The sequence below is a fragment of the Actinoallomurus iriomotensis genome, from assembly GCF_030269445.1.
Lineage (GTDB): Bacteria > Actinomycetota > Actinomycetes > Streptosporangiales > Streptosporangiaceae > Actinoallomurus > Actinoallomurus iriomotensis.
The window spans coordinates 403688-430205 of sequence record NZ_BSTJ01000001.1 but is presented as its reverse complement, the minus strand read 5'-3'; the positions used below and the strand labels follow the sequence as shown (position 1 = coordinate 430205).

The 26518-nt window shown below is 72.6% G+C and carries 28 protein-coding genes; 10 read left to right on the top strand and 18 right to left on the bottom strand.

Annotation, left to right across the window (positions count from 1 at the left end):
• Nucleotides 1-135 precede the first annotated feature (135 nt).
• On the bottom strand, nt 136-1101 hold the full coding sequence (locus tag QSK37_RS02030) for an NADPH:quinone reductase (RefSeq protein ID WP_285617081.1): 966 nt from the start codon (nt 1099-1101) through the stop codon (nt 136-138).
• A 368-nt stretch (nt 1102-1469) separates the two neighbouring features.
• Between QSK37_RS02030 and QSK37_RS02025 the strand changes: the two genes are divergently transcribed.
• A complete protein-coding gene (locus tag QSK37_RS02025) occupies nt 1470-1862 on the top strand; it encodes a DUF1877 family protein (RefSeq protein WP_285566902.1) in 393 nt (130 codons plus the stop codon).
• Here the strand turns inward: QSK37_RS02025 and lipB are convergent.
• The 12 genes from lipB to QSK37_RS01965 all read right to left on the bottom strand — a co-directional run bounded on the left by lipB (nt 1844) and on the right by QSK37_RS01965 (nt 15106).
• A complete protein-coding gene (gene lipB, locus QSK37_RS02020) occupies nt 1844-2557 on the bottom strand; it encodes a lipoyl(octanoyl) transferase LipB (RefSeq protein ID WP_432705542.1) in 714 nt (237 codons plus the stop codon). The genes QSK37_RS02025 and lipB overlap by 19 nt on opposite strands.
• 67 nt (nt 2558-2624) lie before the next feature.
• Nucleotides 2625-3362, bottom strand: a complete 738-nt coding sequence (locus QSK37_RS02015; RefSeq protein ID WP_285566898.1) for a Type 1 glutamine amidotransferase-like domain-containing protein — start codon at nt 3360-3362, stop codon at nt 2625-2627.
• 121 nt (nt 3363-3483) lie between these two features.
• Complete coding sequence (locus tag QSK37_RS02010; protein WP_285617078.1) at nt 3484-4371, bottom strand: TIGR01777 family oxidoreductase; 888 nt, start codon at nt 4369-4371, stop codon at nt 3484-3486.
• Nucleotides 4372-4421: 50 nt separating this feature from the next.
• Nucleotides 4422-5903: a 2-oxoglutarate dehydrogenase, E2 component, dihydrolipoamide succinyltransferase gene (gene sucB / locus QSK37_RS02005; RefSeq protein WP_285617077.1), complete on the bottom strand. Its 1482-nt coding sequence runs from the start codon at nt 5901-5903 to the stop codon at nt 4422-4424.
• A 40-nt stretch (nt 5904-5943) separates the two neighbouring features.
• On the bottom strand, nt 5944-7317 hold the full coding sequence (gene lpdA / locus QSK37_RS02000) for a dihydrolipoyl dehydrogenase (protein WP_285566894.1): 1374 nt from the start codon (nt 7315-7317) through the stop codon (nt 5944-5946).
• Nucleotides 7318-7525: 208 nt separating this feature from the next.
• On the bottom strand, nt 7526-9019 hold the full coding sequence (locus QSK37_RS01995) for a leucyl aminopeptidase (RefSeq protein ID WP_285617076.1): 1494 nt from the start codon (nt 9017-9019) through the stop codon (nt 7526-7528).
• 140 nt (nt 9020-9159) lie between these two features.
• Nucleotides 9160-9939, bottom strand: a complete 780-nt coding sequence (locus QSK37_RS01990; protein WP_285617074.1) for an adenosylcobinamide-GDP ribazoletransferase — start codon at nt 9937-9939, stop codon at nt 9160-9162.
• Nucleotides 9936-10889: a bifunctional adenosylcobinamide kinase/adenosylcobinamide-phosphate guanylyltransferase gene (locus tag QSK37_RS01985; RefSeq protein WP_285617073.1), complete on the bottom strand. Its 954-nt coding sequence runs from the start codon at nt 10887-10889 to the stop codon at nt 9936-9938. Before QSK37_RS01985 ends, QSK37_RS01990 begins: the two co-directional genes overlap by 4 nt.
• A gap of 102 nt (nt 10890-10991) precedes the next feature.
• Nucleotides 10992-11792 (bottom strand): ECF transporter S component, encoded by an 801-nt coding sequence (locus QSK37_RS01980; protein WP_285617072.1) that lies wholly within the window; start codon nt 11790-11792, stop codon nt 10992-10994.
• The gene (locus tag QSK37_RS01975; RefSeq protein WP_285617070.1) at nt 11789-13414 is read right to left on the bottom strand and encodes an ABC transporter ATP-binding protein; all 1626 of its coding nucleotides are present in this window, start codon (nt 13412-13414) and stop codon (nt 11789-11791) included. Before QSK37_RS01975 ends, QSK37_RS01980 begins: the two co-directional genes overlap by 4 nt.
• A complete protein-coding gene (locus QSK37_RS01970; protein WP_285617069.1) occupies nt 13411-14442 on the bottom strand; it encodes an energy-coupling factor transporter transmembrane component T in 1032 nt (343 codons plus the stop codon). Before QSK37_RS01970 ends, QSK37_RS01975 begins: the two co-directional genes overlap by 4 nt.
• A 16-nt stretch (nt 14443-14458) precedes the next feature.
• The gene (locus tag QSK37_RS01965; protein ID WP_285617067.1) at nt 14459-15106 is read right to left on the bottom strand and encodes an SCO2322 family protein; all 648 of its coding nucleotides are present in this window, start codon (nt 15104-15106) and stop codon (nt 14459-14461) included.
• Nucleotides 15107-15385: 279 nt separating this feature from the next.
• Here QSK37_RS01965 and QSK37_RS01960 point away from each other — a divergent pair, with 279 nt between their 5' ends.
• Nucleotides 15386-16282 carry a DsbA family protein gene (locus QSK37_RS01960; protein ID WP_285617066.1) on the top strand — a complete coding sequence of 299 codons (897 nt, stop codon included), beginning with the start codon at nt 15386-15388 and terminating at the stop codon, nt 16280-16282.
• A 32-nt stretch (nt 16283-16314) separates the two neighbouring features.
• Nucleotides 16315-16527 carry a hypothetical protein gene (locus QSK37_RS01955; protein ID WP_285566880.1) on the top strand — a complete coding sequence of 71 codons (213 nt, stop codon included), beginning with the start codon at nt 16315-16317 and terminating at the stop codon, nt 16525-16527.
• Between the two features lie 152 nt (nt 16528-16679).
• On the opposite strand, the gene QSK37_RS01950 is transcribed toward QSK37_RS01955, so the two are convergent.
• Together QSK37_RS01950 and QSK37_RS01945 are read right to left on the bottom strand one after the other, a co-directional pair.
• Nucleotides 16680-17681 carry an aldo/keto reductase family protein gene (locus QSK37_RS01950; protein ID WP_285617065.1) on the bottom strand — a complete coding sequence of 334 codons (1002 nt, stop codon included), beginning with the start codon at nt 17679-17681 and terminating at the stop codon, nt 16680-16682.
• 46 nt (nt 17682-17727) lie between these two features.
• Nucleotides 17728-18333, bottom strand: a complete 606-nt coding sequence (locus QSK37_RS01945; protein ID WP_285617064.1) for a DUF3043 domain-containing protein — start codon at nt 18331-18333, stop codon at nt 17728-17730.
• A 124-nt stretch (nt 18334-18457) separates the two neighbouring features.
• Between QSK37_RS01945 and QSK37_RS01940 the strand changes: the two genes are divergently transcribed.
• From QSK37_RS01940 to QSK37_RS01920, 5 genes are all read left to right on the top strand, one after another.
• Complete coding sequence (locus tag QSK37_RS01940) at nt 18458-19261, top strand: PspA/IM30 family protein (protein ID WP_285566877.1); 804 nt, start codon at nt 18458-18460, stop codon at nt 19259-19261.
• Entirely contained in the window at nt 19258-19536 is a 279-nt protein-coding gene (pspAA, locus tag QSK37_RS01935) for a PspA-associated protein PspAA (RefSeq protein WP_285566875.1), read from the top strand. The genes QSK37_RS01940 and pspAA overlap by 4 nt, the downstream gene beginning before the upstream one ends.
• Before the next feature lie 182 nt (nt 19537-19718).
• Nucleotides 19719-20645, top strand: a complete 927-nt coding sequence (gene htpX / locus QSK37_RS01930) for a zinc metalloprotease HtpX (RefSeq protein WP_285566873.1) — start codon at nt 19719-19721, stop codon at nt 20643-20645.
• A 1-nt stretch (nt 20646) separates the two neighbouring features.
• On the top strand, nt 20647-21216 hold the full coding sequence (pspAB, locus tag QSK37_RS01925) for a PspA-associated protein PspAB (protein WP_285566871.1): 570 nt from the start codon (nt 20647-20649) through the stop codon (nt 21214-21216).
• Between the two features lie 31 nt (nt 21217-21247).
• Nucleotides 21248-21997 (top strand): TioE family transcriptional regulator, encoded by a 750-nt coding sequence (locus QSK37_RS01920; protein ID WP_285617063.1) that lies wholly within the window; start codon nt 21248-21250, stop codon nt 21995-21997.
• Here QSK37_RS01920 and nadA read toward each other — a convergent pair.
• Nucleotides 21994-23139, bottom strand: a complete 1146-nt coding sequence (nadA, locus tag QSK37_RS01915) for a quinolinate synthase NadA (protein ID WP_285566867.1) — start codon at nt 23137-23139, stop codon at nt 21994-21996. The genes QSK37_RS01920 and nadA overlap by 4 nt on opposite strands.
• A gap of 214 nt (nt 23140-23353) precedes the next feature.
• Here nadA and QSK37_RS01910 point away from each other — a divergent pair, with 214 nt between their 5' ends.
• A complete protein-coding gene (locus QSK37_RS01910) occupies nt 23354-23707 on the top strand; it encodes a HesB/IscA family protein (RefSeq protein WP_285617061.1) in 354 nt (117 codons plus the stop codon).
• A gap of 174 nt (nt 23708-23881) precedes the next feature.
• Complete coding sequence (locus tag QSK37_RS01905; protein ID WP_285617060.1) at nt 23882-24853, top strand: carbohydrate kinase family protein; 972 nt, start codon at nt 23882-23884, stop codon at nt 24851-24853.
• Nucleotides 24854-24900: 47 nt separating this feature from the next.
• Here QSK37_RS01905 and QSK37_RS01900 read toward each other — a convergent pair whose 3' ends face one another.
• Nucleotides 24901-25200, bottom strand: a complete 300-nt coding sequence (locus QSK37_RS01900) for a sulfurtransferase TusA family protein (protein WP_285617059.1) — start codon at nt 25198-25200, stop codon at nt 24901-24903.
• A gap of 103 nt (nt 25201-25303) precedes the next feature.
• The gene (locus QSK37_RS01895; protein WP_285617058.1) at nt 25304-26437 is read right to left on the bottom strand and encodes a cysteine desulfurase family protein; all 1134 of its coding nucleotides are present in this window, start codon (nt 26435-26437) and stop codon (nt 25304-25306) included.
• Nucleotides 26438-26518 lie beyond the last annotated feature (81 nt).

The following is a 26518-nucleotide window of genomic DNA, read 5'->3' as shown; positions in this document are numbered from 1 at the left end:
GCGAAAGCGTCCCGCGCGCGCGACAGGGCGCCCGGATACGCGGGCTCCGGCTTCGACCACGTCCTCCGCGATGAGGACCTGCCTGTGACGCGATGCCGCGCCGTGGCTGTGAGCGTCCGTACGGGGCGCGGGGCGTCAGGGGCGGAGGACGAGGCGACCGCGGACCTGTCCGGCCTCCAGTCGCCGGTGGGCCTCCGCGGCGTCGGCCAGTGCCAGCACGTCGGTGACGCGGCACGGCAGCGCGCCCGCCGCCAGCATCGTGTTGATCACCGATGCCGCGCCGGCGAGGTCGGCGGCGGAGGCGTTGCTGATCGCGAAGCCCAGCAGCCGCCCGTCCCTCATGTACAGCGGCCCTACGGGCAGTTCCGCGCGGACGCCCACGCCCGCCAGCAGGACGATCCGCCCGCCGTGGGCCAGCAGGCCGACCGCCGCCTCCAGGTCGGGCCGGCCCGAGGTGTCCACGTGCACGTCGATCCCGTCCGGGGCGGCCTCGCGTACACGCGCGGTCAGGGACGGATCGCGGTAGTCGATCACCACGGCGGCGCCGGCCGCCCGGCAGCGGTCGGCGTCCCGCTCGCTCGCGGACGCGATCACCCTCGCGCCCGCCGCCGAGGCCATGCGCACCAGCGCGTCGCCCACGTTGCCCGCTCCGCCGCCCACGTACACGGTCTCACCGAGCCGCAGGCCGCCGTGGCGGAACAGCGCGAGGAAGGCCGTCGCCGCCGGATGGAGCACGCCCACCGCCTCCACCGCGCCGACGCCCTCGGGCAGCCGGTACAGCCGCTCGGCCGGCACCGCGACCAGCTCGGCGAACGAGCCCTGCCGCCCGCCGTGGCCCATGCCGGCGCACCAGACCCGGTCGCCGGGGGAGAAGCCCGGACCCGCGCCGACGACCTCGCCGGCCAGGTCGCGTCCGATGACGAACGGGAACGGCGTCGGCGTCCGGTAGCGGCCCGAGCGCACGAAGGTGTCCACGTGGTTCGCCGCGACCGCCTCGGTGCGGACGAGCACGTCGGCGGGGCCCGAAACGGGGTCGGGCAGCTCTCCCCAGCGGATCTCCCCGGGAGGTCCGAGACGGGTGATGTACGCGGCTCGCGTCATGAAAGCGAGAGTAGAGGCCGCTTCGGCGTATGTGGCGGGACGTTCAGTTTGCGCAAGCGCCGGACATGGTGGAAGGTCGGCCGGGATACTGAGACGACAGCCCCTGCGGCGCCCGCTCTCCCGTGCGCCGGGGGGGTGCGTGGCGCCGGCGGAAGTTGAGACCGGTCTTTTGCCGCGTTCTCACCATACGTAGCTGTCGATCTCTCTAAGGTAACTGGGATGTCGCGTGCACAACTGCGCATAACGGGAGGTCGGGCTTGCGAGTTGCCATGACGTACCTCAGGCTTCCGGAAGCCGAGGGCGGAGGCGATCCGGGCGCCGTCGCCAGGTCGGTTTTCGGGAGAAAGGGCTGGCAGCAAAACCATGCTGTGCTCCCCATCGCCGGCACGTGGCAGGGCCTCCACTACCTGATCACGGGCGACCCGTGGGAGGGCCCGCACCCGGCCGCCGACGTCGTCTGCGGTGGTCGTCTCCTCACCGAGGACGGTGCCGAGGAGTTCGGCGTGGACGTCATCTACCTGGCGCCCCAGCGGGTGAAGCCGGCCGCCGACCATCTCGCGGCGACCGACTTCCGGCAGATCGCCGGCCGGTACGACCCGAAGCAGATGGCCCGGCTCGGCGTCCAGGGCGCCGACGACTGGATCAGCAAGCCCGTCGAGGCCGTACGCGACCGCGATCTGCGCACCGCGTACGAGAACCTCGTGGGCTTCTTCAAGGCCGCCGCGGACGAGGGTCAGGCGATCTACAAGGCGATGGGCTGACCCGTCGGGTCACCGCCCAGCATCGCGTTGAGGGTGCGGTGCGCGGTGTTCGCGGCGCCGAGCGCCTCGGCCAGCCGCTGCTCGGTGAGCGCCAGGGTCTCGGCCACCGAGACCTCGCGGTCGAGCTCCTGCGACAGTGAGGTCACACCCGCGTCGCGGATGCCGCACGGCACGATCCGGTCGAACCACGACAGGTCCGCGTCGCAGTTGATCTCGAACCCGTGCATCGTCACGCCGCGCGAGACGCGGATGCCGATCGCGCCGACCTTGCGGTCGGGCACGCCGGACACCCACACGCCGCTGCGGCCCTCGACGCGCTTGGTCGCCAGGCCGAGGTCGGCGCACGCCCGGATCAGGGCCTCCTCGATCGTGCGGACGTAGGCGACCACGTCGACCGGCTCCTTCAGCCGTACGATCGGGTAGCCCACCAGCTGTCCCGGCCCGTGCCAAGTGATCTTTCCGCCGCGGTCGACGTCGATCACCGGGGCGCCGGGGTCGCCGATCGGGCGGTCCAGCGGCTCGGTGCGCTTGCCGGCGGTGTAGACCGGCGGGTGCTCCAGCAGCAGGCAGACATCGGGGATCTCGTCCGCGACCCGGCGCTCGTGCAGCCGCCGCTGCAGATCCCACGCCTGTTCGTACGGCACCGCCTGCTCGCCGAACCCGGCATGGACGAACACCAGGTCACCGGTTGTCACGGGGGCCGGCGGAAGGTCGGTGGATGGCTGTATCGCAGTCTCGCTCACGTACAAGAGCGTACGTCCCTCACAGGGAGGCCAGCAGGCGAGGTTCGATGCGGGTCTCCTTGACGCCTCCGGCGCCGTCCGGCTCGATGTCGTAGGCGCCGCGCCCGTCGACATAGCTCACCGCCTGCACGAACTCGATGCCGACGTAGTGCAGGCCCACGGCCTCGTCGGCGGCGTACCCGGAGGGCAGCGTGCCGTCGGCGATGAGGCGGTGCAGCAGCGGACGGCGCTGCGGGTCGCTGTCGTAGTGGACGCCGCAGGAGTACGGGAGCAGGCCCAGGCCGTTGGTGAGCGGGCGCAGGCGCGGCCCGAAGGAGTCGGTGTTGCCGCCGACGTGCCAGCACAGCGCGCCCGCGCTCTGCCCGCACAGGACGACCCCGGACCGCCACGCCTCGGCGAACGCGTCATCGAGGCCGTGCAGGCGCCACAGGGCCAGCAGGTTGGCCACGCTGCCGCCGGAGACGTACACGAGGTCCTGGGCGAGCAGGTGCGCCGCCGGGTCCTCGTGGTTGGGCATGGGGAACAGCGACAGGTGGCTGACCTCGGCGTCGAGCTGGGCGAACGCCGAGTAGAAGTGGGCGATGCGCTCCGAGGCGTCACCGAGCGCGGTGGGCACGAAGCAGACGCGCGGACGGTCGTGGCCCGTGAGGTCGAGCGCGTACCGCAGCAGCGGACTCGGCGACAGGCCGTACCTGTCGGTCGGTATGAAACTGCCACCGCCGATCGCGAGGATGTGCGGCTTCCCGTCGGTGCTCACTGTTCGCTCCCGCCCCTCACTTCGAGACGTCCCCTGCGGACTGTCGCATCAGTCACCGTACGCGGCCGGGCGGTCGCGCGCAGGAGAGTGACGGGTTCCTTGCGAGTTCGTGGAGCGCCGTTCAGCCGAGCAGCGCGGCCAAGGCGGTGTCGATGTCGCGGTGCCGGAAGGTGAACCCGGCCTTCGTCAGGCGGTCGGGCAGCACCCGCTGGCTGATGAGCGCTCCCTCGTCGGCGAATTCGCCGAGGGCCAGCCGCAGCGCGGGCGCGGGCACGATGAACGGCGCCGGGCGGCGCAGCGTACGCCCGATCGCCGCGGTGAAGGCGGCGTTGGTCACCGGCTCGGGCGCGGTGAGGTTGACCGGCCCCTGCAGGCCGTCGTGGATCAGGAAGCGCAGCGCGGCGACCTGGTCGTCGAGGGTGATCCAGCTCATCCACTGCCGTCCGGAGCCGAGCCGCCCGCCGAGACCGAGCCGGAACAGCGGCAGCACCTTGCCGAGCAGCCCGCCCTCCCGCGAGAGGACGAGACCGGTGCGCGGGTGCACGACCCGGATGCCGGCGTCGGCCGCCGGCTGCGCCGCGGCCTCCCAGTCGCGGCACAGCGCGGCGAGGAAGCCCGCTCCCGCCGAGGCCGACTCGTCGACCGGTTCGTCGCCGGTGTCGCCGTAGAAGCCCACCGCCGAGGCGCATACGAACACCGCGGGACGGCGGGAGAGCCGCGCCAGGGCCCGCGCGAGCGTACGGGTGCCCTCGACACGGCTGTCGCGGACCTCGCGCTTGTACGTGTCGGTCCAGCGGTGGGAGCCGATGCCGGCCCCGGCCAGATGGACGACGGCGTCCACGCCCTCCAGCGCGCCGGAGTCCACCCCGCCGAAGGGATCCCACCGGACCTCGTCCTCGGCGGCGGCCGGCCGGCGCACGAGCCGGATGACAGTAAGGCCCTCGTCGCGCAGAGCGCGGACGAGGGCCTTACCGATGAGTCCCGTCGAACCCGTGATGGCGATCTGCACGACCGCCACCCTAGTGAGCGCCGGGCCTCGGGAGTACCGCCCGGGTGAGCCTAGAGCCCCAGCTCGGACTCGAAATTGCCCTCCTCGAGCCGGTGCTTGACCGTCGCGAGGAACCGCGCGGCGTCGGCGCCGTCCACCAGCCGGTGGTCGTAGGTCAGCGCGAGGTAGACGATCGAGCGCACGGCGATGACCTCGCCGAGCTGCGGGTCATCGATCACCGCGGGCCGCTTGACGACCGTGCCGGTGCCGAGCATGCCGACCTGCGGCTGGTTGAGGATCGGCGTGTCGAACAGCGCGCCGCGGCTACCGGTGTTGGTCAGCGTGAACGTGCCGCCGGTCACCTCGTCCGGGCTCACCTTGTTGGTACGGGTGCGCTCGGCAAGGTCGGCGATCCGCTGCGCCAGGCCGCCCAGGTTGAGCTGACCGGCGTTGTGGATCACCGGGACCATGAGGCCCTTCTCCGCGTCCACCGCGATGCCGAGGTTCTCGACGTCGTGGTAGGTGACCTCGTTGGTCTCGGAGTTGATGACGGCGTTCAGCTTCGGGTGGACCTTGAGCGCCTCGACCGCGGCCAGCGCGAAGAAGGGCAGGAAGCTGAGCTTGACGCCCTCACGTGCCTGGAAGTCGGCCTTGGCCTGGTCGCGCAGCCGCGCGATCTTGGTGACGTCGGCCTCGACGACCGTGGTGAGCTGCGCCGACACCTGCAGCGACTCGACCATGTGCCGGGCGATCGACTGCCGCGTCCGCGACATCTTCTCGGTCGTGCCGCGCAGCCGCGCGGCCGCCGCCGACGGCTGGGACGGCGCGGGCGCCTGCACCGCGGGCCGGGCGGCCGGAGCGGCCGGAGCCTGGGCCGGGGCCTGCGGGGCGGGGGCCTGCTGCGCCGGCGCCGCGGGCTGCGGCGGGGGCGCCTGCTTGGCCCGCGCGGCCTCCAGGACGTCCTGCTTGCGGATGCGGCCGCCGACGCCCGTGCCCTTGATCGAGGCCAGGTCGACGTCGTGCTCGGCCGCCAGCTTGCGGACCAGCGGGGTGACGTACGGGCTGTCGCCCGACGGCGCGCCCGCGGGCTCGGCCTGCCGCTGGGGCTGCTGCGGGGGAGCCGGCTGCTGCTGTGCCGGCGGCGGCCAGGACGGGGCCTGCGGCTGCGACTGCTGCTGCGCGGCGGGACGCTCCGGCTCGGGCGCCGGCTCAGGCTCGGGCTCGGCCTGGGCCTGCTCCGGTTCGGGCTCGGGCTGCTGGGGCGCCTCTTCCTGCTGCGCCTGGGCCTGGCCGCCCGTGTCCGCGGCGGCCTCGCCCTCCTGTGCGATGATCGCCAGCTCGGCGCCGACCTCGACGGTCTCGTCTTCGGCGACGGTGATGCTGCTCAGTACGCCCGCGGCCGGCGAGGGGATCTCGGTGTCGACCTTGTCGGTCGATACTTCGAGGAGCGGCTCATCGGCCTCGACGTGCTCACCTTCCTTCTTGAGCCAGCGGGTGACAGTGCCCTCGGTCACGCTCTCGCCGAGCTGGGGCATGGTTACGGAGACCGGCATGGTTCTCAGCGACTCCTCTTGGTGCTGGTTCGGGCGGTGATCAGCCGTGGACGTGCAGTGGCTTGCCGGCGATGGCGAGATGGGCCTCGCCGACCGCCTCGGACTGGGTGGGATGCGGATGGATCAGCTGGGCGACCTCGGACGGCAGGGCCTCCCAGTTGTAGATCAGCTGGCCCTCGGTGATGAGTTCGCCCACACGGCTGCCGACCATGTGGATGCCCAGGACCGGGCCGTCCTTCTCCGCGATGACCTTCACCTCGCCCTGGGTGCCGAGGATCTTGCTCCGCGGGTTGCCGGCCAGGTCGTAGGTGAAGGAGGTCGTTTCGAGACCGCGCTCTTCGGCCGTCTTGGTGGTGATGCCCACCGACGCGACCTCGGGCTCGGAGTAGGTGATGCGGGGTACGCCGTCGTAGTCGATCGGCGCCGGGTCCAGACCGCCGAGCCGCTCGGCGACGAGGATGCCCTCGGCGAAGCCGACGTGCGCCAGCTGGAGCGTCGGGATGAGGTCGCCGACCGCGGAGATGGTCTCGACGTTGGTACGGCAGTATTCGTCGACCTTCACGAAGCCGCGCTCGACCTCGACGCCGACCTCTTCCAGGCCCAGGCCCTCGGAGACCGGGCCCCGGCCGACGGCGACGAGCATGATCTCGGCGTCGAGGGTCTTGCCGCCCTCAAGGGTGACGATCACGCCGGAGTCGGTGTGCTTGACGCCCTCGTAGCGCACGCCGAGCTCGAACTTGATGCCGCGCTTGCGGAACGCGCGCTCGAGCCGCTTGGAGCTGGACTCCTCCTCCAGCGGCAGCAGGTGCGGCAGCGCCTCGACGATGGTCACCTCGGCGCCGAAGGAACGCCACACGCTGGCGAACTCCACGCCGATCACGCCGCCGCCGAGGACCACCACGGACTGCGGGATCCGGTCGAGCGTGAGCGCGTGGTCGCTGGAGATCACCCGCTCGCCGTCGATCTCCAGGCCGGGCAGCGACTTGGGCACCGAGCCGGTGGCCAGGACGATGTGGCCGCCCTCGTAGGTCGTGTCGCCGACGCGGACCTGCGTGGGCGACACGAGCCGGCCCTCGCCCTCGACGATCGTGATGCCCTTGGACTTGATCAGGCCGGTGAGGCCCTTCACGGTGGTGCTGACGACCTTGTCCTTGTAGGCGTGCACGCCCGGCAGGTCGATGCCGTCGAAGCGGGCCTTGACGCCGAAGGTGGCGGCCTCACGTGTCTGGTCGGCGACCTCGGCGGCGTGCAGCAGCGCCTTGGTCGGGATGCAGCCGCGGTTGAGGCACGTGCCGCCCAGCTTGTCCTTCTCGACGAGTAGGACGCTCTTGCCCAGCTCCACCGCGCGCAACGCGCACGCATAGCCGCCGCTGCCACCACCTAGGACGACAATGTCGTAGGTGCTATTCGACACGGGACGCTCCTAACGATGCTCATTCGCGCGCCGGGCGCCGGCGCGATGGTTCTTCCCCGGGAAGCATCTTTCCACTTGTGGCCGGTGCCCGGTGACATGCCTCCCGCTCACGCCGGTGCGCACGCGCCGGGTCCCGCCGCGGCGCGGCGTCTCCCGGGGCCGCCGTCCGCGGTCGTCGCGCGCCGCGGACGGGGCCCGGGAGCCCACCTCAGAGTCCCTGAGCGGCGATGTCCTCCGCGATCTGCACCAGGGTGCGCACGGCCGCGCCGGTGCCGCCCTTGGGCGTGTAGCCGTACGGCTCGCCCTTGTGGAACGCCGGGCCGGCGATGTCGAGGTGGGCCCACCGCACGCCCTCCGGCACGAACTCGCGGAGGAAGACGCCGGCGGTCAGCATGCCGCCCCAGCGCTCGGCGCTGACGTTGGCGATGTCGGCGACCGCGGAGTCCAGGCCCTTGCGCAGCTCCTCGGGCAGCGGCATCGGCCAGACGGCCTCGCCGGCGCGGCCCGCCGCGGCGACCACGCGGTCGCGGACGTCGTCGTCGTTGGCCATCACGCCGGCGGTGCGGGTGCCGAGCGCGACGAGCTGCGCGCCGGTGAGCGTGGCGACGTCGACGATCAGGTCGGGGTCGTCCTCGCCGGAGCGCACGATCGCGTCGGCCATGACGAGGCGGCCCTCGGCGTCGGTGTTGAGCACCTCGACGGTCTTTCCGCCGTAGATGGTGATCACGTCGGAGGGGCGCTGCGCGGTGCCGCTGGGCATGTTCTCGGCGATGGCGAGGTAGCCGACGACGTTGATCTTCGGCGCCAGCCGGGCGATCGCCTTGAGGGCGCCCAGGACGGCGGCGGCGCCGCCCATGTCCGACTTCATCCAGTCCATGGAGTCGGCGGGCTTGAGCGACAGGCCGCCGGAGTCGAACGTGATGCCCTTGCCGACGAGGGCGACGGTGTGGGCGGCCTCGGCGTGCTCGTAGGCGAGACGGACGAGGCGCGGCGGGTTGACCGACCCCTGGCCCACGCCGACGATGCCGCCGTATCCGCCGTCGACCAGCGCCTTCTCGTCGAGGACCTGGATGGAGAGGCCGGTCGCGCCGGCCACCTGCTCGGCGGTCTCGGCGAGGATCTCCGGGCTCAGGTCCGACGGTGGCGTGTTGACCAGGTCGCGCACCAGCGTGACGGACTCGGCGATCACTTCGGCGCGGTTGAGCGCGTCCCCGGCGTCCGCGGAGCTGATCAGGGTCACCTCGCCGACCGGCTTCTTGTGTCCGTTGCCGGTGCGGTAGGTCAGGTAGGCGTAGTTGCCCAGCAGCGCGCCGGTGGCGGTCGCGGTGACGTCCTCGGCGGTGGCGGCGGGCAGCGCGAGCGCGACCGACGCGGATCCGGCCAGCGAGCGCAGCGCGGCGCCGGCCGCACGGCGAAGGGCCTCACCTCCGTCGGCGGAGGCGTCGCGCTCCTTGCCCAGGCCGACGGCGACGATGACCGGCGCGGACAGCTTGCCGAACGTAGGGAGCCTGGTGACCTCTCCCTGCTTCCCGGTCGCACCCAGGCCGGCCAGGACCGCGGCGAGACCGCCGTCGAACGCCCGATCGACACTCTCGGCGCCGGGGGCGAGGCCTATGTCCGGCTCGTTACTGACAACGCCGATCACTACCGCGTCGACGTCTAGGGATGCGATTTCGAGATTGGCAAGCCTGAGGTTCGTCACGTGGCCAGATGCTAGTCGCCCTACTGACTGGTTTCGTCAATTCGATCAACAAGGCCCGCGCCGCTGCCTGCGGGTTTGCCGCCGCCCGTGTCCGTGACCGGCCACGGCGACCAGGCGTGTCCGCGCGTGACGGCCCGCGGTCAGCGCAGGACCATCACCAGCAGCGCGACCGTGACGGCCGTCTCGACCAGCGCGCCCAGCACGTCGCCGGTCACGCCGCCCAGCCGTCGTACGGCGTGCCGGAGCAGGGCCGCCGAGGCCGCCAGGCCGGCGAGGACCGCCAGGGCGCCGCGCAGCGCGTCGTACGCGCCGCCGCCCGGGCCGGTCAGCGCCGCGAGCGCGCCCGCGGCCGCGGTGACCAGGACGGCCGTGACCGCGTCGCGGGAGCGTACGGTGCCGGCGACGAGCGCGCCGAGCCCCTCCGGCCGCGCGGCGCGGACGCGGGTGCGGCAGGCCCACGTGACGGCGAGCCGCCCGGTCATCCCGGCCACGACGACCGCGGCGACCGGGGCCTCGGCGATCGCGGCGACCTGGACGGCGAGCGTCAGCACGAGCGTGACCACGCCGAACGGCCCGATGTCGGACCTCTTCATGATCGCCAGCGCGTCGGCGGCGGGCCGGCCGCTGCCCAGGCCGTCGGCGAGATCGGCGAGGCCGTCCAGGTGCAGGCCGCGGGTCAGCACGGCCGTGGCGCCGACCGCGAGGGCCGCGGCGAGAAGCGAGCCGAAGCCCAGCCACCCGGAGACGACGAGTACCGCCGCGGCGACCGCGCCGGCGAGGAGGCCGGCGACCGGCGCCAGCGTCATCGCCCACCGGGCGGTCTCCCGGTCCACCCGCCCGGCACGGACCGGAACGATCGTGAACAGCGACACGGCCAGCCGCAGCCCGTCGCCGACGGCCGGGTCCGAACGGGTTCTCACGGCAGCTCCAGCACGCTGCCGGCGACGACGAGGGCGGTCTCCTCGGACTCGGCGGCCAGCCGCTGGTTGAGCCGGCCGAGCAGGTCGCGGAACGCCCGGCCGACGGGGGTCTCGGGGACGACCGACAGCCCGACCTCGTCGCTGACCGCCACGACGTGGGCCCGCGTGGACCGCCAGGCCGTGACCAGCTCGTCCACGCGCGGCTGGACGGCGCGCGGGTACTCCCAGGCGCCGAGCGCGTCGAACATCGCGGTCAGCCACGTGCCCATGCCGTCGATGAGGAGGGTGCCGGACGCCGTACGGAGCAGGCCCGCCACGTCGATCGTCTCGGTGGTCTCCCACCAGCGGGGCCGCCGCGCGCGGTGCGCGGCGATGCGGGCGCGCCAGTCCGGGTCGTCGGGATGCATGACGCCCGTCGCGACGTAGGTCACGTCGGCGCCGGCCAGCACGCGTTTCTCGGCCTCCTCCGACTTGCCCGACCGCGCGCCGCCGAGGATCAGGGTCCGCCAGGGCGCGGTGAAGGGGCGCCGCCACCGTTCCAGGCGGCGTTCGAGCTCGGCCGGCGACGCGACGCGGTGGTCGACCTGCACGGCCTCGATCCGCGTCGCGGGCGTCACCGCGCCGATGTGCCGCAGCCAGCCCAGGTGCGCCGGATCACCGGCCAGGTCGAGCAGGACCGCGTCGTACGGCCCGGGGGAGGGCGGCCGGGGCCGGCCGCCCGGCCGGGAGGCGAACAGGACCCGGTGCCCCCGGGGCGTCCGTACCTCGTAGCCGCCCGGGATCTCCTCACGCCGGCACTGTTCGAGCGGCACGCCGTCGAGCAGGACCCGCGTCGGCTCGAACCGGCGCCGCGCGGCGCGCATGCGCGTGCAGGACGCGCACCGGCAGCCGGGCTCGGGCCAGCCGGCCGGCCCCGCGATGCCGAGCAGGTGGATCTCTAGTCCGTCCACGGCCGCCCCGCCTCCCGCACCCGTGCTCGCGCGGTCACGAGCCCTCCTCCGCCGGGGGAGTGACCATAAGGGCCGTGTCTTCGATTCCCTCGCTTCGCTCGGTCACGGTCGCCGGAAGTCCACGGGCGCCTCGAACGCGGCGCGGCGGGCGGCACGGCGCAGGGCCAACAGCACCGGGCGGGCGGTCACCGCGACCAGCACCGCGGTCGTCACCGCCCGCGGCACGTCGAACCCCAGCGACGTGGCGAGGTCGAACGCCACGAACCGGCCGAGGTTCGCGGTCACCGCCGCACCGGGTACATAAGCGATCGACGTCGACACTCCCGTCGCGAACGGCCACAAGGCCAGGTCCTGCAACGAACCATAGAGGAACGCGGCCACCGCGCCATAGCCCGCGAGCATCGCGACCTCGCCCCGGCCGCCGAGACGCGGCAGGCAGCCCGCGAAGAAGCCCACCCACGCCGCGCCGAGCATCTGGAACGGCAGCCACGGGCCCACCCCGGCGGTGAGCAGCGCGCTGGCGAACATCGTCACCGACCCGAGCAGGTACCCGAAGCCACGGCCGAGCACCCGGCCGCCGTGCACCAGCACGAAGAACATCGGCTCGAACCCGGCGACCCCCGTGCCGATCGGCCGCAGCGCCGCGCCGATCGCGGCGAGCACACCGAGGAGCGCGACCGCCTTGGCGTCCACGCCGCCCTCAGAGATCTCGGCGAGCGCGACGAGCAACAGCAGCGGCAGCAGCAGCACGAACAGCCACGAGGCGGGCCCGGCCTGGGTGAGGCCCGCGCCCGGCGCCACGAACAGCGGCCAGCCGAACGCCACCAGGCCGGCCAGCGACACCAGCCCGACGGTCAGCGCCGACCGGGGCCGCAGACGCACCGCGACGGCGCGCGCCCTCACGCGAGCTCCACGAGCGCGGCAGTGGCCTGGGCGACGGTCAGGAGCGGCAGCGGCGCGAAGATCTTGCTCATCTGCGGCGCGAACGCGGGGGAGGAGACCAGGACCTCCTCGGTGGGGCCGTCGGAGACCACCTCTCCCTCGGCGATCACGACCACCCGGCCGGCCACCTCCGCGGCGAGTTCGACGTCATGGGTGGCGAGCACGATCGCGTGGCCCTCGGCGGACAGCTCCCGCAGGATCTCCACCAGCCGTGTCTTGGCCGCGTAGTCCAGGCCGCGGGTGGGCTCGTCGAGCAGGACGAGCGGCGGCCGCCCGGTGAGGATGACGGCGAGGGCGAGGCACAGCCGCTGCCCCTCCGACAGGTCGCGCGGATGGACGTCGCCGGAGACGCCGGGCGCGAGGCGCTCGAACAGCGCCCGGCAGGTGCCCTCGGGCGCGGACATGTCGCGGTCGGCGGCGCGGCACTCGGCCGTGACCGTCTCGGCGTACAGCAGGTCGGCCGGCTCCTGCGGGACGAGCCCGGCGCGCCGCACCATCGCACGGGCCCGCAGCCCATGCGGCGCGGCGCCGAGCACCTCCACCCGGCCCGCCTCCGGCCGCACGAGGCCGACCAGCGACGACAGCAGCGAGGACTTGCCCGCGCCGTTGCGCCCCATGAGGGCGACGACCTCGCCGCGCGCGACGGTGAGGTCCACGCCCCGCAGCGCGGGCACCGGCCCGTACCGGACCCGCAGCCCTCGCACGGTGGCCACGGGCGCGGCGTCCGTACGGGCGGCGGGCGCGGCGTCGTTCTTCAGGGTGTCCTCGCGCGTCAGGCGGGCGCGCAGCGGCGCGGCGGCCCGGCGGGCGTCGCGCACCGACAGCGGCAGCGGCGACCAGCCCGCGGCCCGTCCGAGCCGTACGACCGGCGGGGCCACCGGCGCGTCACCCATGACCGCCGCCGCCGGTCCGTACGCCGCGGGGCCGCCGTCGCCCGCCAGCACGACGACGGTGTCGGCGAGGTGGACGACGCGTTCGAGCCGGTGCTCGGCCAGGACGACGGTGAGCGCCAGGTCGTGCACGAGCCGCTGGAGGATGGCCAGCACGTCCTCGGCGCCGACCGGGTCGAGCGCGGAGGTGGGCTCGTCCAGCACGAGCGCCCGCGGATGCGCCGTCAGCACCGACCCGATGGCGACGCGTTGCGCCTGTCCGCCGGACAGCGTCGCCAGCGGCCGGTCCCGTACGCCCTCCAGGCCGAGGAGGTCGAGCGTCTCCTCGACGCGGCGCCGCATCACCGCGGGAGCCAGGCCGAGCGACTCCATCCCGTACGCGAGTTCCTCCTCGACCACGTCGGTGACGAACCCGGCGCGCGGATCCTGGCCGACGTACCCGACGACGTCGGCGAGGTCACGCGGCGGATGGTCGCGGGTGTCGCGGCCGGCCACGGTGACCCGGCCGGACAGGATCCCGCCGGTGAAGTGCGGCACGAGCCCGTTGACGGCGCGCAGCAGCGTGGACTTGCCCGAGCCGGTACGGCCCACCACCAGGCACAGCTCGCCCTCGTCGACCTCCAGGTCGACGTCGGACAGCACCGGGGCGGCCTCCTCGGCGTACCGGAAGCCCACCCGTTCGAAGCGGATCATCCGGCCTCCCGCCGCGAGGGCGACGACAGCAGCGCCGCGGCCAGGGCCAGCACCAGTGCGGCGGCCGGAAGCGGCGGTGTGCCCGTGCGCGTGCCGGCGGCCGTCGCGGCGGCGGCCGCCAGGCCGCAGGCCGACACGGCCCACTCGGGCCACCTCCACGGGTCGGGGCGGTAGCGGGTGCGCGGCGAGCGGCGGCCGCCCAGCCACAGGCCCGCCGTCGCCGCGACGAGGCCCGGCACCAGCACCGGCGCGCCGAGCGCGGCCGGAGTGTCCGCGCCCAGCAGGCCGTACAGGCCGGCGCACACGGCCACCAGCCCGGCGAGCGTCAGCCCGGCCGTGGCGCGCCGGCGCGCGGGCGAGACCGCCGCGGCACGGCCGTACCCGCGGGAGTCCATCGCCGCCGCGAGCTCCACCGACCGCTCCAGCGCGCCCTCGATCACCGGCATGACCAGCCCGCGCACGGCCCGCAGCCCGCGGTCCGGGCGCCCGCGCAGCCGGTGCGCCGCCCGTACGCGGCGGACGTGCGTCACCGCCTGCGGCGCGAACGTCATCGCGACGACGACGGCGACGCCCATCTCGTACAGGGCGCCGGGCACGGCCTTCAGCAGCCGGCTCGGGCTCGCCAGGGCGCTCGCCGCGCCCAGGCAGACGAGCACGGCGGCGAGACGCAGCCCGTCGTACAGACCGGCCCGCAGGCCGTCCGTGGTCACCGGGCCGCCGATCCGGGTGCCGGCCATCCAGTCCGGGAGGGTCACCGACGGCAGTGTGAACAGGACCGGGCCCGGCGCGGGCGCGGCGAACACCACCCAGAAGACGACGCGCACGACCACGACCAGCACGCCGAGGCGAAGGAACACCGCGTACGAGCCCGCCCACGGGTCGCCGGTGCGCCGGACCGCCACGACCAGCCCGGTGGCGGCCACGACCAGGAGCAGGAGCAGGGGGCTCGCGGTGCGCGTGGCGGCGGTGGCCAGGCCGAGAGCCCACAGCCACCAGGCGCCGGGGTGCAGCGGCCGGGACCCTTTCACCGGCGGTCCCGCCCGCTCACAGCTTGGCGCGGCGGCGTACCGCCATCATGCTGCCGCCCGCGGCGAGCACGAGGATCAGGCCGATGACGATCGTCACCGCCTTGGAGCCGGTGCTCTTCTTCCCGGCCGGCGCGGCCGTGGCGCTCGGCGAGGAGGACGGCGCGGCCGCGGCGCAGGTGCCGAACGCGTCGATGGCGCAGACGAGGCCGGACTTGTCCGCTTGTGGCCGCGCCACCTTCGCCAGGACGTCGGAGCCGGTGGCGTTCTTCGGCACCGACGCGCACGCGGTCTTGGCGGCGGGCGGGGCGGCGCCGGCCGGAGCGTCGGCGGCCTCGCCGTAGTCGATGACGACGGCGACCCGCTTGGCGCCCGCCTGTTCCGGAGTGGAGCCGCAGACCTTGCCGAAGTCCGGGGCGCCGCGCGGCGGCGTGCCCGACTCCCCACTCGACTTGGCGAACCGCCAGCCCTCGACGGAGCCGTCCTTGGGGTGGGCGGACGCGGGGCCGGTCTGGGCGAACGCCCATTTGGAGCCGTCGGCCTGCCAGTAGCCCCAGAACGCGGTGGCGTCCGCGGACGCGGGGGCGGCGAGCGCCCAGACGAGCCCGAGCACGAGTGCCAGGACGAACCCCGGGGCCACGAGGACGCGGAAACGAGCCGTGAGCATGGGCGCCTTTCGGTGGGGTGGTGCCGATGGGACGGGCGCACCACGAGCCGCACGCGCCCGGACTCCCACCCGCAGACCACGACGGATTATCGGAGCCGCTCGCGCCGGCGCGGGCGTCCGGCTCGCCGTGCGGGCGGGGGGCCCGTACGGCACACGGTTGCGGGTCAGCGCCGGATTCGGACCGGCTTTCCCCACGTCGGCGCGTGTGCTGCTGCCGATGAGTTGACCACGGAGGCCGAGACCTCGTCAAAACGGCCCACACCGGTAATCTGGCGATCCGTGAGCCAACCCCCTGGCGGCCCGCCCCCCGAGGGCCCCGAACCGCGGGACGCCGTGCCGTACGGAGCGCCGCCCGCATCGCCTTACGGGCCGTCTCATGGGCCGCCTCCGCAGGCAGGCTGGGGGCCGCCTCCCGGCGGCGCGCCGCCCTACGGCCCGCCGTTCGGGCCTCCGCCCGGTCCGCCGTACGGCGCTCCGCCGTACGGGCCGCCGCGCGGCCGTCGCGGTCTGGTCGTCGGTCTCGTCGCCGGGTTGGTCGTCGTGCTGGTGTGCGTGGCCGTCACGGTGTTCCTGCTGCGGCGCGACGCCCGGCACGGCGAGCCGGTGGCCCTCGCGCCGGGAGTGACCGTCACGACGGCGGCCGACGGCACCGTGACCATGGTCAAGAAGGGCGCCGGGCGTACGGTCGTGGACGTCTACGAGGACTTCCAGTGCCCGATCTGCAAGGAGTTCCACCGGGTCAACGACGCGACGCTGAAGAACCTCGCGGCCGAGGGCCGCGCCAAGGTCGTCTACCACCCTGTCGTGATCTTCAGCGGCGAGCCGCTGGCGGGCAACTCCACACGGGCCGCCGCGGCCGCGCACTGCGTCACCGACGGAGCGCGCTGGCTCGCCTACCAGGACCAGCTGTTCGCCCACCAGCCGGAAGAGGGAAGCCCGGGCTTCAGCCTCGCGGACCTGGTGTCGTACGGAACGGCCGCCGGGGAGACCGGTTCGGACTTCGCCTCCTGTGTGCGGAGCCAGCGGTACGCCGCCGAGGTGGACCGGACCAGCCAGGCCGCGATCTCCGGCGGCCTGACCGGCACGCCGACGGTGAAGGTGAACGGCAGGGCCTTGCCCACGAATGAGACGATGACCGCGGAAGGCCTGCGCGGCGCGGTCGTCGCGGCCGGGTGAGGGAGCACGTGCGCGGAGGTAACAGGAGAGTCATGCCCTGGAGCTGGCGGTACGAGAAGGCGGACGGGTCACCGATCGACGCACCCGGCATCGGCGACGAGACCTGGACCACCCAGGCCGACGCCGAGTCATGGGTCGGCGAGAACTGGCGAAGCCTGGTGGAGTCCGGCGTCGACCAGGTCAGCCTGCTGGAGGACGGACGCGTCGTCTACGGCCCGATGAGCCTGCACCCACCCGAGGGCTGATCCAGCGTCCCGCCTCACCGTCGGACCGGGCGGGTGGCCGGTGCTGGTTCCCGGCGTTCATCGATCACCCCTGACCTCCAGGGCGACGCGTCCAGGGCAGGGCCCTCCGGTGAGCCCGGCCGTCGGTGTGGCCGGGATCACCGGACGGTGGGTCACGGGCGGTGCGGGGGGCTGACCGTCCGGGCCGGGTCGCGCTCGATGACCGGGTCCAGGATCTCGTCGATGCGCTTGAGCAGCTCCGGGTCCAGCCGTACGCCGGACGCGCGCACGTTGTCGCGTACCTGCTCGGGTCGGCTCGCGCCGATGATGGCGGAGGAGACGTTCGGGTTCTGCAGGACCCACGCCACCGCGAGCTGGGCCATCGACAGGCCCGCCTCCTCGGCGACCGGTCGTAGCCGCTGCACCCGCGTCAGGACCTCGTCGCGCAGGACGCGCTTGATCATCGAGGCGCCGCCCTCCGGGTCGGTCGCGCGGGAGCCCGCCGGGGGAGCCTGGCCGGGTTGGTACTTGCCGGTCAGCACGCCCTGGGCGATCGGGGAGAAGACGATCTGCCCGAGGCCCTCACGCTCGGACAGCGGCATGACCTCGGACTCGATGACGCGCCACAGCATGCTGTACTGCGGCTGGTTGGACACGATGCGGTCCAGGCCCATCTCGTCGGCGATCTTCAGTGCCCGGGAGATCTCCTCGGCGCGCCACTCCGACACGCCGACGTAGAGGACCTTGCCCTGGCGTACGAGGTCGTCGAAGGCCCGCAGGGTCTCCTCGAGCGGCGTCTCGTGGTCGAACCGGTGGGCCTGGTACAGGTCGACGTAGTCGGTGCCCAGGCGGCGCAGGGAGCCGTGGATCGACTCGAAGATGTGCTTGCGCGACAGGCCGCGGTCGTTCCGGCCGGGACCGGTCGGCCAGAACACCTTGGTGAAGATCTCCAGCGACTCGCGGCGCCGGCCGCTGAGCGCGCGGCCGAGCACCTCCTCGGCCCGCGTGCCGGCGTAGACGTCGGCGGTGTCGAACGTCGTGATCCCCTCGTCGAGGGCGGCGTTCACGCACGCGACGGCGGCGTCCTCCTCGATCTGCGAACCGTGGGTGATCCAGTTACCGTAGGCGAGTTCACTGACCATGAGGCCGCTGCGGCCGAGATGACGAAACTCCATGTCCCGACCATAGACCGGGGATCCGCTGAGGCCGGTTCAGGCGGTTTCAGACCTGGGCCTTCTGCCCCGGCTTGAGCCGCGGCTGTGGCATGCGCAGCCGCCGGATCTGTAGGGAGCGGGCCGCGGCGTAGAAGCCGACGCCCTGCGTGCTCTCCTCGGGGTGGCGTTCGCGGGCCAGCTTCTTGACCTGGCTGGAGATCCACAGCGACTCGACGATCAATATGAGCAGGATCGCCGGCAGCGCGAATGTCTGCAGGTAGATGCGGACGACCAGCGGCGCGGCCATCGAGGCGACGAGGCTGAGGATGGTGAGGTACATGAAGAACTCGCCGAATGTCCGCCGGGCGTCGACGTAATCGCGGGCGAGCTTGCGTACCGGGCCTTTGTCGCGCCGGGGTAGATAACGATCGTCGCCGCGGGCGATGCCCTCGCGGATCTGCTTGGCGTCGCCGGTGCGCTGCGTGCGTTGCCGCCGCTCGCGGGCGAGGGCCTCCCGGCGCGTTCGCGGGGCCGTGATCGGCTGCCGATTGCGCTTTTCGGCGTCGCGGCGTTTGGGCGTGGGCCGGCCCTTGCCCACCGTCTTGGTGGTGCTGTCGGCCTCGGGGGCCTGGGGCGGCTCTTCGGTGGCGGTCTCGGTGCGGCGTCGGAACACGCAGATCAGCCTACCGGCGCTGGGACGCGAACATAATGACTGTCTTGGTCGTTAACGCGTAGGGTGGTGGCTAACCCCAGCAGCGTTTGCAGAGGCACCAGCACGAAGGGACCGGCCACGCGCGATGAGCGTGATGAAACGAATGTCGATGATCTTCAAGTCCAAGGCCAACAAGGCGCTGGACAAAATGGAGGATCCTCGAGAGACCCTTGACTATTCGTACCAGCGCCAGCTTGAGATGCTCCAGAAGGTGCGCCGCGGCGTGGCCGACGTGGCCACCTCACGCAAGCGCCTCGAACTGCAGATCAACCAGCTGGAGCAGCAGCAGGCCAAGCTGACCGACCAGGGCCGCAAGGCCCTCCAGGTCGGCCGTGAGGACCTCGCGCGCGAGGCGCTGACCCGCCGCGGCGGCCTCGACAGCCAGCTGAACGATCTGCGGGCGCAGTACCAGCAGCTCCAGGGCGAGGAGGAGAAGCTCACGCTCGCCTCCCAGCGGCTGCAGGCCAAGGTCGACTCCTTCCGCACGCGCAAGGAGACCATCAAGGCCACCTACACGGCGGCCGAGGCGCAGACCAAGATCAACGAGGCGTTCTCCGGCATCTCCGAGGAGATGGGCGACGTCGGCCTCGCGATCCAGCGCGCCGAGGAGAAGACCGAGAACATGAAGGCGCGCGCCGGCGCCATCGACGAGCTGCTCGCCTCGGGCGCCCTGGAGGACTACTCCGGTCCGCGCGACGACATCCAGGCCGAGCTCGACCGCATGGGCTCGGGCCCCGGCGTCGACCTCGAGCTGGAGCAGATGAAGGCCGAGCTGGGCATGGGTCCCGCGCCCAAGCAGCTCGACGCCGCCCAGGGACAGCAGCAGGGTCAGCAGGCCCCGCAGGCCCAGCCGCACCAGGCGCCGCAGCAGCCGCGGGAGGGCCAGTGATCGTCCGGATCATGGGCGAGGGCCAGGTCGACGTCGCCGACGGTGACCTGACCGCCCTCAACAAGCTCGACGGCGAGCTCGAAGCGGCGATCGAGTCGGGCGACGAGGAGAAGTTCCGCGGGGCGCTGCACGCCCTGCTGGAGCAGGTCCGCACGGTGGGCAAGGTCCTGCCGGCGGAGGAGATCGCGCCGTCGGACCTGATCCTGCCGCCGGCCGATGCCACGATGGACGAGGTACGGGCGATGCTGGGTGATGAGGGACTCATCCCCGACTGACCGGAGAGGCGAGTGCGACCAGAGAACCCGCGGCGAGCCGACGAGCGAGCGGAGCGGCCGGTGAGGTACGAGCCGTCCGTGGAGCGAGTGAGGCGGCGAGCGCGACCAGGAAACCTGGCACCTATCAGGTCGCTCCGGCGTTAGTACGGGGTGTAACGCAGGTCGGGGGTAGGAGGAGCACGATGGCGCGTTCTCGTTTCGCACCGGATCGGGGACTCACGGCGCGCATGCTGGTGACGATGTTCCTGCTGGGGCTGCTCTACGTCGCCTTCATCGGTTTCTTCATCGTGTTCGTCCCCCGCCTGTGGGTGCTGGTCCTGGTCATCGCGGTGGGCTTCCTGCTGGTCCAGTACTTCTTCTCCGACAAGCTCGCCCTGTTCGCCATGCACGGACGGGTGGTCTCCGAGCAGGAGGCACCGGAGCTGCACGGCGTCATCGACCGCATCTGCGCGATGTCGGACATGCCGAAGCCGCGGGTGGCGGTGGCCGACACGGATGTGCCGAACGCCTTCGCCACCGGGCGCAACCAGGACAACGCGGTCGTCTGCGTCACGACGGGGCTGCTCCGCCGGCTCGACAACACCGAGCTGGAGGGCGTGCTCGCGCACGAGCTCGCGCACGTCGCCCACCGCGACGTCGCCGTGATGACGATCGCGTCGTTCCTGGGCATCCTGGCCGGCCTGCTCACGCGGTTCGGCCTCGAGTGGGGGCTGTGGGGCGGCTTCAACGACCGCAACCGCAACAACAACGACCAGAGCACCGCGATGGTGCTGCTGATCGTCATCGGGGTCAGCGCGGCGGTCTACGCGGTCAGCTTCCTGCTGACCCGTGCGCTGTCGCGCTACCGCGAGCTGTCCGCCGACCGGTCGGCCGCGGAGCTGACGGGGCAGCCGTCGGCGCTGGCCAGCGCGCTGACGAAGGTCACCGGCGACATGGCCCGCATCCCGACGAAGGACCTGCGGGCGGCCGAGCCGTTCAACGCCTTCTACTTCGCACCGGCCTTCTCGAAGGGGTTCAGCATCTCCACGCTCTTCTCCACGCACCCGTCGCTCGACCAGCGGCTCGAGCAGCTCGCGAAGATCTCGGCCCAGCTCGGCCGGGGCGTGTGACGTGGGTTTCCTCGACACTCTGCTCGGGCGCTCCAAGCCGAAGAAGCCCGACCTCGACCGGCTGTTCGCGCTGCCCACGGCCGCGATCACGCTGGAGGCCGCGGCCGGGCTCACGCCCACGGGCGTCGGCTCGGTCTGCTTCCGCGCCGCCGAGGGCGCGGCGTTCGCCCAGATCGAGAAGGACGTGCGTGAGCTGCTCGACTCCGACGAGGGGCCCAAGGTCGAGCTGAGCAAGGACTCCTACGGCTACACCTGGCTCGTGAGCCGGCACGAGCCCACCGACCTCGTGGGGCTCGTCACCGACCTTCACGCGGTCAACTCCTCGCTGGAGTCCGGCGGGTTCGGCCCCCAGCTGCTGTGCTCGGTCGTGGCCTTCGCCACCCCGGACGGCCGCCGTACAGGCCTGGTCTACCTCTACAAGCGGGGCACGTTCTACCCGTTCGCGCCGACGTCGGGGGAGCGGCGCGACAACGCCCTGGAACTCCAGGTCCGCGGCGCGGTCGGCGCCGACCTGCCGGTGGAGGGCGACCTGAGCCGCTGGTTCCCGGTCTGGGGCGCCCCCGGCCTGTGAGACCGCCGAAACCCTCGGGCCCTCACTCGGCATGAAGCGCCTGCGGCCGGTCGATCTGGCGCGGGAGCACGGCCTGTCCTCACAAGCCGTACGCAACTACGAAGAGGCGGGCATCCTCCCCGCGACCGAGCGCACGCCCACCGGCTACCGGATCTACACGCCCCTGCACGCCCAGGCCCTGCGTGCCTTCGTCGCCCTCGTCCCGGGCCACGGCCACCGGACCGCCACGGCGATCATGGAGGCCGTCAACGAAGGGCGGACCGCCGACGCCCTGACGCTCGTCGACGAGAGCCACGAGCGGCTCCTGGAGGACCGGCGGACGCTGTCGGCGGTCGAGGCGGCGCTCCGCGACCTGACGGCCGCTCCGGAGCCGCCCGGCGGGGCGTACGACGGCCGTGGCGGCGTCGAGCCGTCCGGCCGGGACCGTACAGGGGGTGAGACGTCCGTGGGCCCGCTGGCACGGCGGCTCGGGCTCCGGCCGGCGACGCTGCGCAAGTGGGAGCGCGCCGGTCTGGTCCGTCCGCGGCGCGACCCGAGGACCGGTTACCGCGTCTACACCGACGCGGACGTACGGGACGCCCGGCTGGCTCACCAACTGCGGCGGGGCGGCTACCTGCTGCGGCAGATCGCCCCGCTCCTGGAGCGGGTCCGCGAGGCCGGCGGCGTGGAACCCCTGCGGGCGACCCTGGACGAGTGGCGCGGCCGGCTCGACGCGCGCGGCCGCGCCCTGCTGGCGGGCGCGGCCGAACTCGACGCCTACCTGCGACAGCAGGCTCTCTAGGGGAGCGCCAGCATCCGGTCGAGGGCGACCCGGGCGTAGTGCGCGGTCTCGGCCTCCACCGTGATCTGGTTCACGACCTCCCCCTGCGCCAGGGACTCCAGCGACCAGACCAGGTGCGGCAGGTCGATGCGGTTCATGGTCGAGCAGAAGCAGACGGTCCGGTCCAGGAACACGACGGTCTTGTCCGGGTGGCGGCCGGCGAGGCGCTTGACGAGGTTCAGCTCGGTGCCGACCGCCCAGGCCGTACCGGCCGGGGCCTCGTCGATGGTGCGGATGATGTACTCCGTCGACCCGATCAGGTCGGCGGCCCGGACGACCTCGTGGCGGCATTCGGGGTGCACCAGCACGTTGACGCCGGGGATGCGGGCGCGCACCTCGTTCACCGAGTCGAGGCTGAACCGGCCGTGCACCGAGCAGTGCCCCCGCCACAGGATCATCGTGGCGTCGCGCAGCTCGGCGGTCGACAGGCCGCCGTCCGGACGGTTCGGGCTGTAGACGACGCAGTCGTCCAGCGACAGGCCCATCTCCAGGACGGCCGTGTTGCGGCCGAGGTGCTGGTCGGGCAGGAAGAGCACCTTCGACCCCTTGGCGAAGGCCCACTCCAGCGCCCGCCGGGCGTTGGAGGACGTGCACACGACGCCCCCGTGGCGGCCGACGAAGGCCTTGATGTCGGCGGAGGAGTTCATGTACGTGATCGGCACCACGTCGTCGGCGATCCCGGCGTCCTCCAGGACCTCCCAGCACTCCTCGACCTGGTCGTAGGTGGCCATGTCGGCCATCGAGCAGCCGGCGGCCAGGTCGGGCAGGACCACCTGCTGGTCGGCCGAGGTGAGGATGTCGGCGGACTCGGCCATGAAGTGGACGCCGCAGAAGACGATGTAGGGGGCCTGCGGCCGTGCCGCGGCCTCTTGGGCGAGCTTGAACGAGTCGCCGGTCACGTCGGCGAACTGGATGACCTCGTCGCGCTGGTAGTGGTGGCCCAGCACGAAGAGCCGGTCGCCCAGTGCCGCCTTGGCGGCACGGGCACGCTCCACCAGTGCCGGGTCCGAAGCGGGCGGGAGCTCACCGGGGCAGGAGACCCCGCGTTCGCTGGCCGGGTCCGCCCCCTGTCCGAGAATCAGCAGGCTGCTGCCGGTGGTCACTTGGGGGTACCTCCTCCAACAGGACTTATCGTCGATTTGACGATACTGCACGAGCGGGCGTTATGGGCCTCCCAGGACCCGTCTGTGGCGATATGCGGCCAGGAACACAGCGGTGGACTTGGGGAATGGCCGGGGGCAGCGGGTACGTTGTGGAGGAGGGAAAGCCAACAGCGACGGCCGTCATGGGACGGCCGAGCCAACCGGGAGTTCGCACATGACGGTTTCAGCCGACACCTCCACGCAGAATGGCGTCATCCTCACCGACGCCGCGGCGGAGAAGGCCAAGAGCCTGCTCGAGCAGCAGGGCGAGGAAGGCCTCGCGCTGCGTGTGCAGGTCCAGCCCGGCGGCTGCTCGGGCCTGATCTACCAGCTCTACTTCGACGACCGCGAGGTGGACGGCGACCTGGTCCAGGACTTCAACGGGCTGGGCGTCCGGGTCGACCGGATGAGCGTGCCTTACCTCTCGGGCGCGAAGATCGACTTCGTCGACACGATCGAGAAGCAGGGCTTCACGATCGACAACCCGAACGCCGGCGGCTCCTGCGCGTGCGGCGACTCGTTCCACTGATCCTCTAGCGCTTCGCCGGATCATGGTGCCCGTGTTCCCGGGATCGCCCGGGTACACGGGCATTCGGCATGTCAGGGCGCCCAGAGGCAGTAGTCTTGCCGGGTTTTGACCACAGGCTTCGAGATGACCTCGCGGCTATGACGAGGTCGCCGATCGACCGAGGAGTACGACGTCGTGCGCATCGCTGTTGCCGGTTCCATCGCCACCGACCACCTGATGACGTTTCCAGGACGGTTCGCCGACCAGCTGATCCCCGACCAGCTGCACACCGTGTCCCTGTCCTTCCTGGTGGACGCGCTGGACATCCGGCGGGGCGGCGTCGCCGCCAACATCTGCTACGGGATGGGGTGCCTCGGCCAGAACCCCATCCTCGTCGGCGCCGTCGGCGACGACTTCGCCGACTACCGCTCCTGGCTCGACCGGCACGGCGTCGACACCTCCTCGGTGTACGTCTCCCAGCTCCACCACACGGCGCGCTTCCTGTGCACCACCGATGAGGACCACAACCAGATCGCCTCGTTCTACGCGGGTGCGATGAGCGAGGCCCGGGAGATCGAGCTCCAGCCCATCGTCGACCGCGTGGGCGGCCTGGACCTGGTCCTCATCGGCGCCGACGACCCCGACGGCATGCTCCGGCACACCGAGGAGTGCCGTACCCGCGGCATCCCGTTCGCCGCCGACCCGTCCCAGCAGCTGGCCCGCATGAACGACGTACGGGAGCTGATCGACGGCGCCGCGTACCTGTTCACCAACGAGTACGAGAAGTCGCTCTGCGAGCAGAAGACCGGCTGGTCGGACGAGGAGGTCCTGGAGCGCGTCGGCGTGCGGGTGACCACCCTCGGTCCGAAGGGCGTGCGGATCGACCGCGCCGGCGAGCCCTCCCTGCACGTCGACGCCGCGCCGGAGGTCCGTAAGGTCGAGCCGACCGGCGTGGGCGACGCCTTCCGCGCCGGCTTCCTCACCGCGATCTCCTGGGAGCTGTCCCTCGAACGCGCCGCGCAGATGGGCAACCTCCTCGCCGCGCACGCGCTCGAGGTCGCCGGGCCGCAGGAGTACACCCTGCACCGCCAGCAGTTCGTCGACCGCTTCGTCGAGGCGTACGGCCGCGAGGCCGCGGACGAGATCGCCGGGCGCGTCCTGAACTGAGCCTCACCAGCGGGGCGGCCCATGCCGGGTCGCCCCGTACGGACGGGTCAGTAGTTGCGGCGTACGTGGAAGGCCCAGCCGCGGGGGAGGGTCTCCTCCCAGACGAAGTCCTGCGACTTCATCCGGCACCACGCCGGGACGTCCGTGCGGGCCGCCACGTCGTCGGCCTTCACCGCGATGATCTCGCCGACCGGCACCTCGCCGATGCGCTCGGCGAGCATGATGATCGGGATCGGGCACTTGCGGCCCAGTGCGTCGATGGTGACCAGCGCCCGGGGGCCGGTGATCACCGGGGGCGTCTCCGGAGCCGGCGTCTCCCGGACGGCGCGGCGGCGCTTCAGGCCCATATGCCGATCTCCTCGTTCATGAGCCCTCCTCCGTCGGAGGAGTGACCAGGCGCGCGTGTTTCATCGGTTCGCTCGCTCCGCTCACTCACTCGACCGGTGCCGATCAACCCGTCACCCCGCTCGTCTGGCGGAGCCTGCGCACGGCCCCGGGAAGGACCGCGAGAAAACGGTCGACGTCGGCCGCTCTGGTCCCGCGGGAGAGCGATACCCGGACATTTCCATGAGTAATCACTCCCATCGCCTCCAGAACATGGCTCGGTCGGAGAGTATCCGCCGTACAGGAACTTCCGGACGAGACCTCGAATCCCAGCCGGTCGAGCTCGGTCAGCAGCGCCTCGCCCTCCACGTAAAGGCACGAGAACGTGACCAGGTGGGGGAGGCGCTCGACCGGGTGACCGATGACCTCGACGTCCTCGACCAGACGGGGCGCGCGCTCACGGATCAGGTCGACCAGCGCCGAAAGGCGCGGGGCGTCCAGTTCCATCTCCGCACCGTACGCCTCCAGAGCCGCCGCCGCTGCCACGATCGCTGGAACGTTCTCAAATCCCGGGACGCGGCGGCTCTCCCGCTCGTCCTCGGGCAGCGGCGACCTCCAGCGGGTGTTCTTGCGTACGACCAGAACGCCCACGCCGGGCGGGCCGCCCCACTTGTGCGCCGAGGCCGTCAGCAGCGACCAGCCGCCCAGGATCGGCGCCCGGCCGGCCGACTGGGCCGCGTCGACCAGCAGCGGCACCCGGGCCGCGCGGCACGCCTCGGCGACCTCGGCCACGGGCTGGAGCGTGCCGACCTCGTGGTTGGCCGACTGCAGGCAGGCCAGTGCCGTGTCCGGGCGCAGCGCCGCGGCGAACTCCTCCGGATCGACCCGCCCCGTACGGTCGACGCCCACCGTGGTGACCGTGCCGCCCTCGCGCTCGTGCCGCCCGGCGGCGTGCAGCACGCTGGAGTGCTCGACGGCGCCCACGACGAGATGCCGGCCGGCGCGGCGGCGCGCGTGCAGGGTGCCGAGCACGCCGAGGTGGATCGCCTGGGTGCCGGAGGAGGTGAAGGACGTCTCGTCGGCGCGTGCCCCGAAGGCGGCCGCGACCTGCGCGCGGGCCCGTTCGAGCAGCATGCGCGAACGGCGCGCCGAGCCGTAAAGCCGCTGGGGATCGGCCCATCCGCCCTCCAGGGCACCCAGCAGCGCCTCGCGTGCCGCCGGGTGCAGGGGTTCGGTGGACGCGGCGTCGAAGTAGGCCACGACTACGACAGTAACGGGGGTACCACCGGGGTGTCCGGGACCCTCCGCTAATGTTTCCTCCACACGTGTGAACATCGACCT

Coding starts and splice junctions, on each gene's coding strand:
- QSK37_RS01900 (WP_285617059.1), bottom strand. CDS start 25,200: ATGGGCCTGAAGCGCCGCCGCGCCGTCCGGGAGACGCCGGCTCCGGAG.
- htpX (WP_285566873.1), top strand. CDS start 19,719: ATGGCGCGTTCTCGTTTCGCACCGGATCGGGGACTCACGGCGCGCATG.
- QSK37_RS01955 (WP_285566880.1), top strand. CDS start 16,315: ATGCCCTGGAGCTGGCGGTACGAGAAGGCGGACGGGTCACCGATCGAC.
- QSK37_RS02030 (WP_285617081.1), bottom strand. CDS start 1,101: ATGACGCGAGCCGCGTACATCACCCGTCTCGGACCTCCCGGGGAGATC.
- QSK37_RS01975 (WP_285617070.1), bottom strand. CDS start 13,414: ATGATCCGCTTCGAACGGGTGGGCTTCCGGTACGCCGAGGAGGCCGCC.
- QSK37_RS01940 (WP_285566877.1), top strand. CDS start 18,458: ATGAGCGTGATGAAACGAATGTCGATGATCTTCAAGTCCAAGGCCAAC.
- sucB (WP_285617077.1), bottom strand. CDS start 5,903: ATGCCGGTCTCCGTAACCATGCCCCAGCTCGGCGAGAGCGTGACCGAG.
- QSK37_RS01920 (WP_285617063.1), top strand. CDS start 21,248: ATGAAGCGCCTGCGGCCGGTCGATCTGGCGCGGGAGCACGGCCTGTCC.
- QSK37_RS01910 (WP_285617061.1), top strand. CDS start 23,354: ATGACGGTTTCAGCCGACACCTCCACGCAGAATGGCGTCATCCTCACC.
- QSK37_RS01950 (WP_285617065.1), bottom strand. CDS start 17,681: ATGGAGTTTCGTCATCTCGGCCGCAGCGGCCTCATGGTCAGTGAACTC.
- QSK37_RS01965 (WP_285617067.1), bottom strand. CDS start 15,106: ATGCTCACGGCTCGTTTCCGCGTCCTCGTGGCCCCGGGGTTCGTCCTG.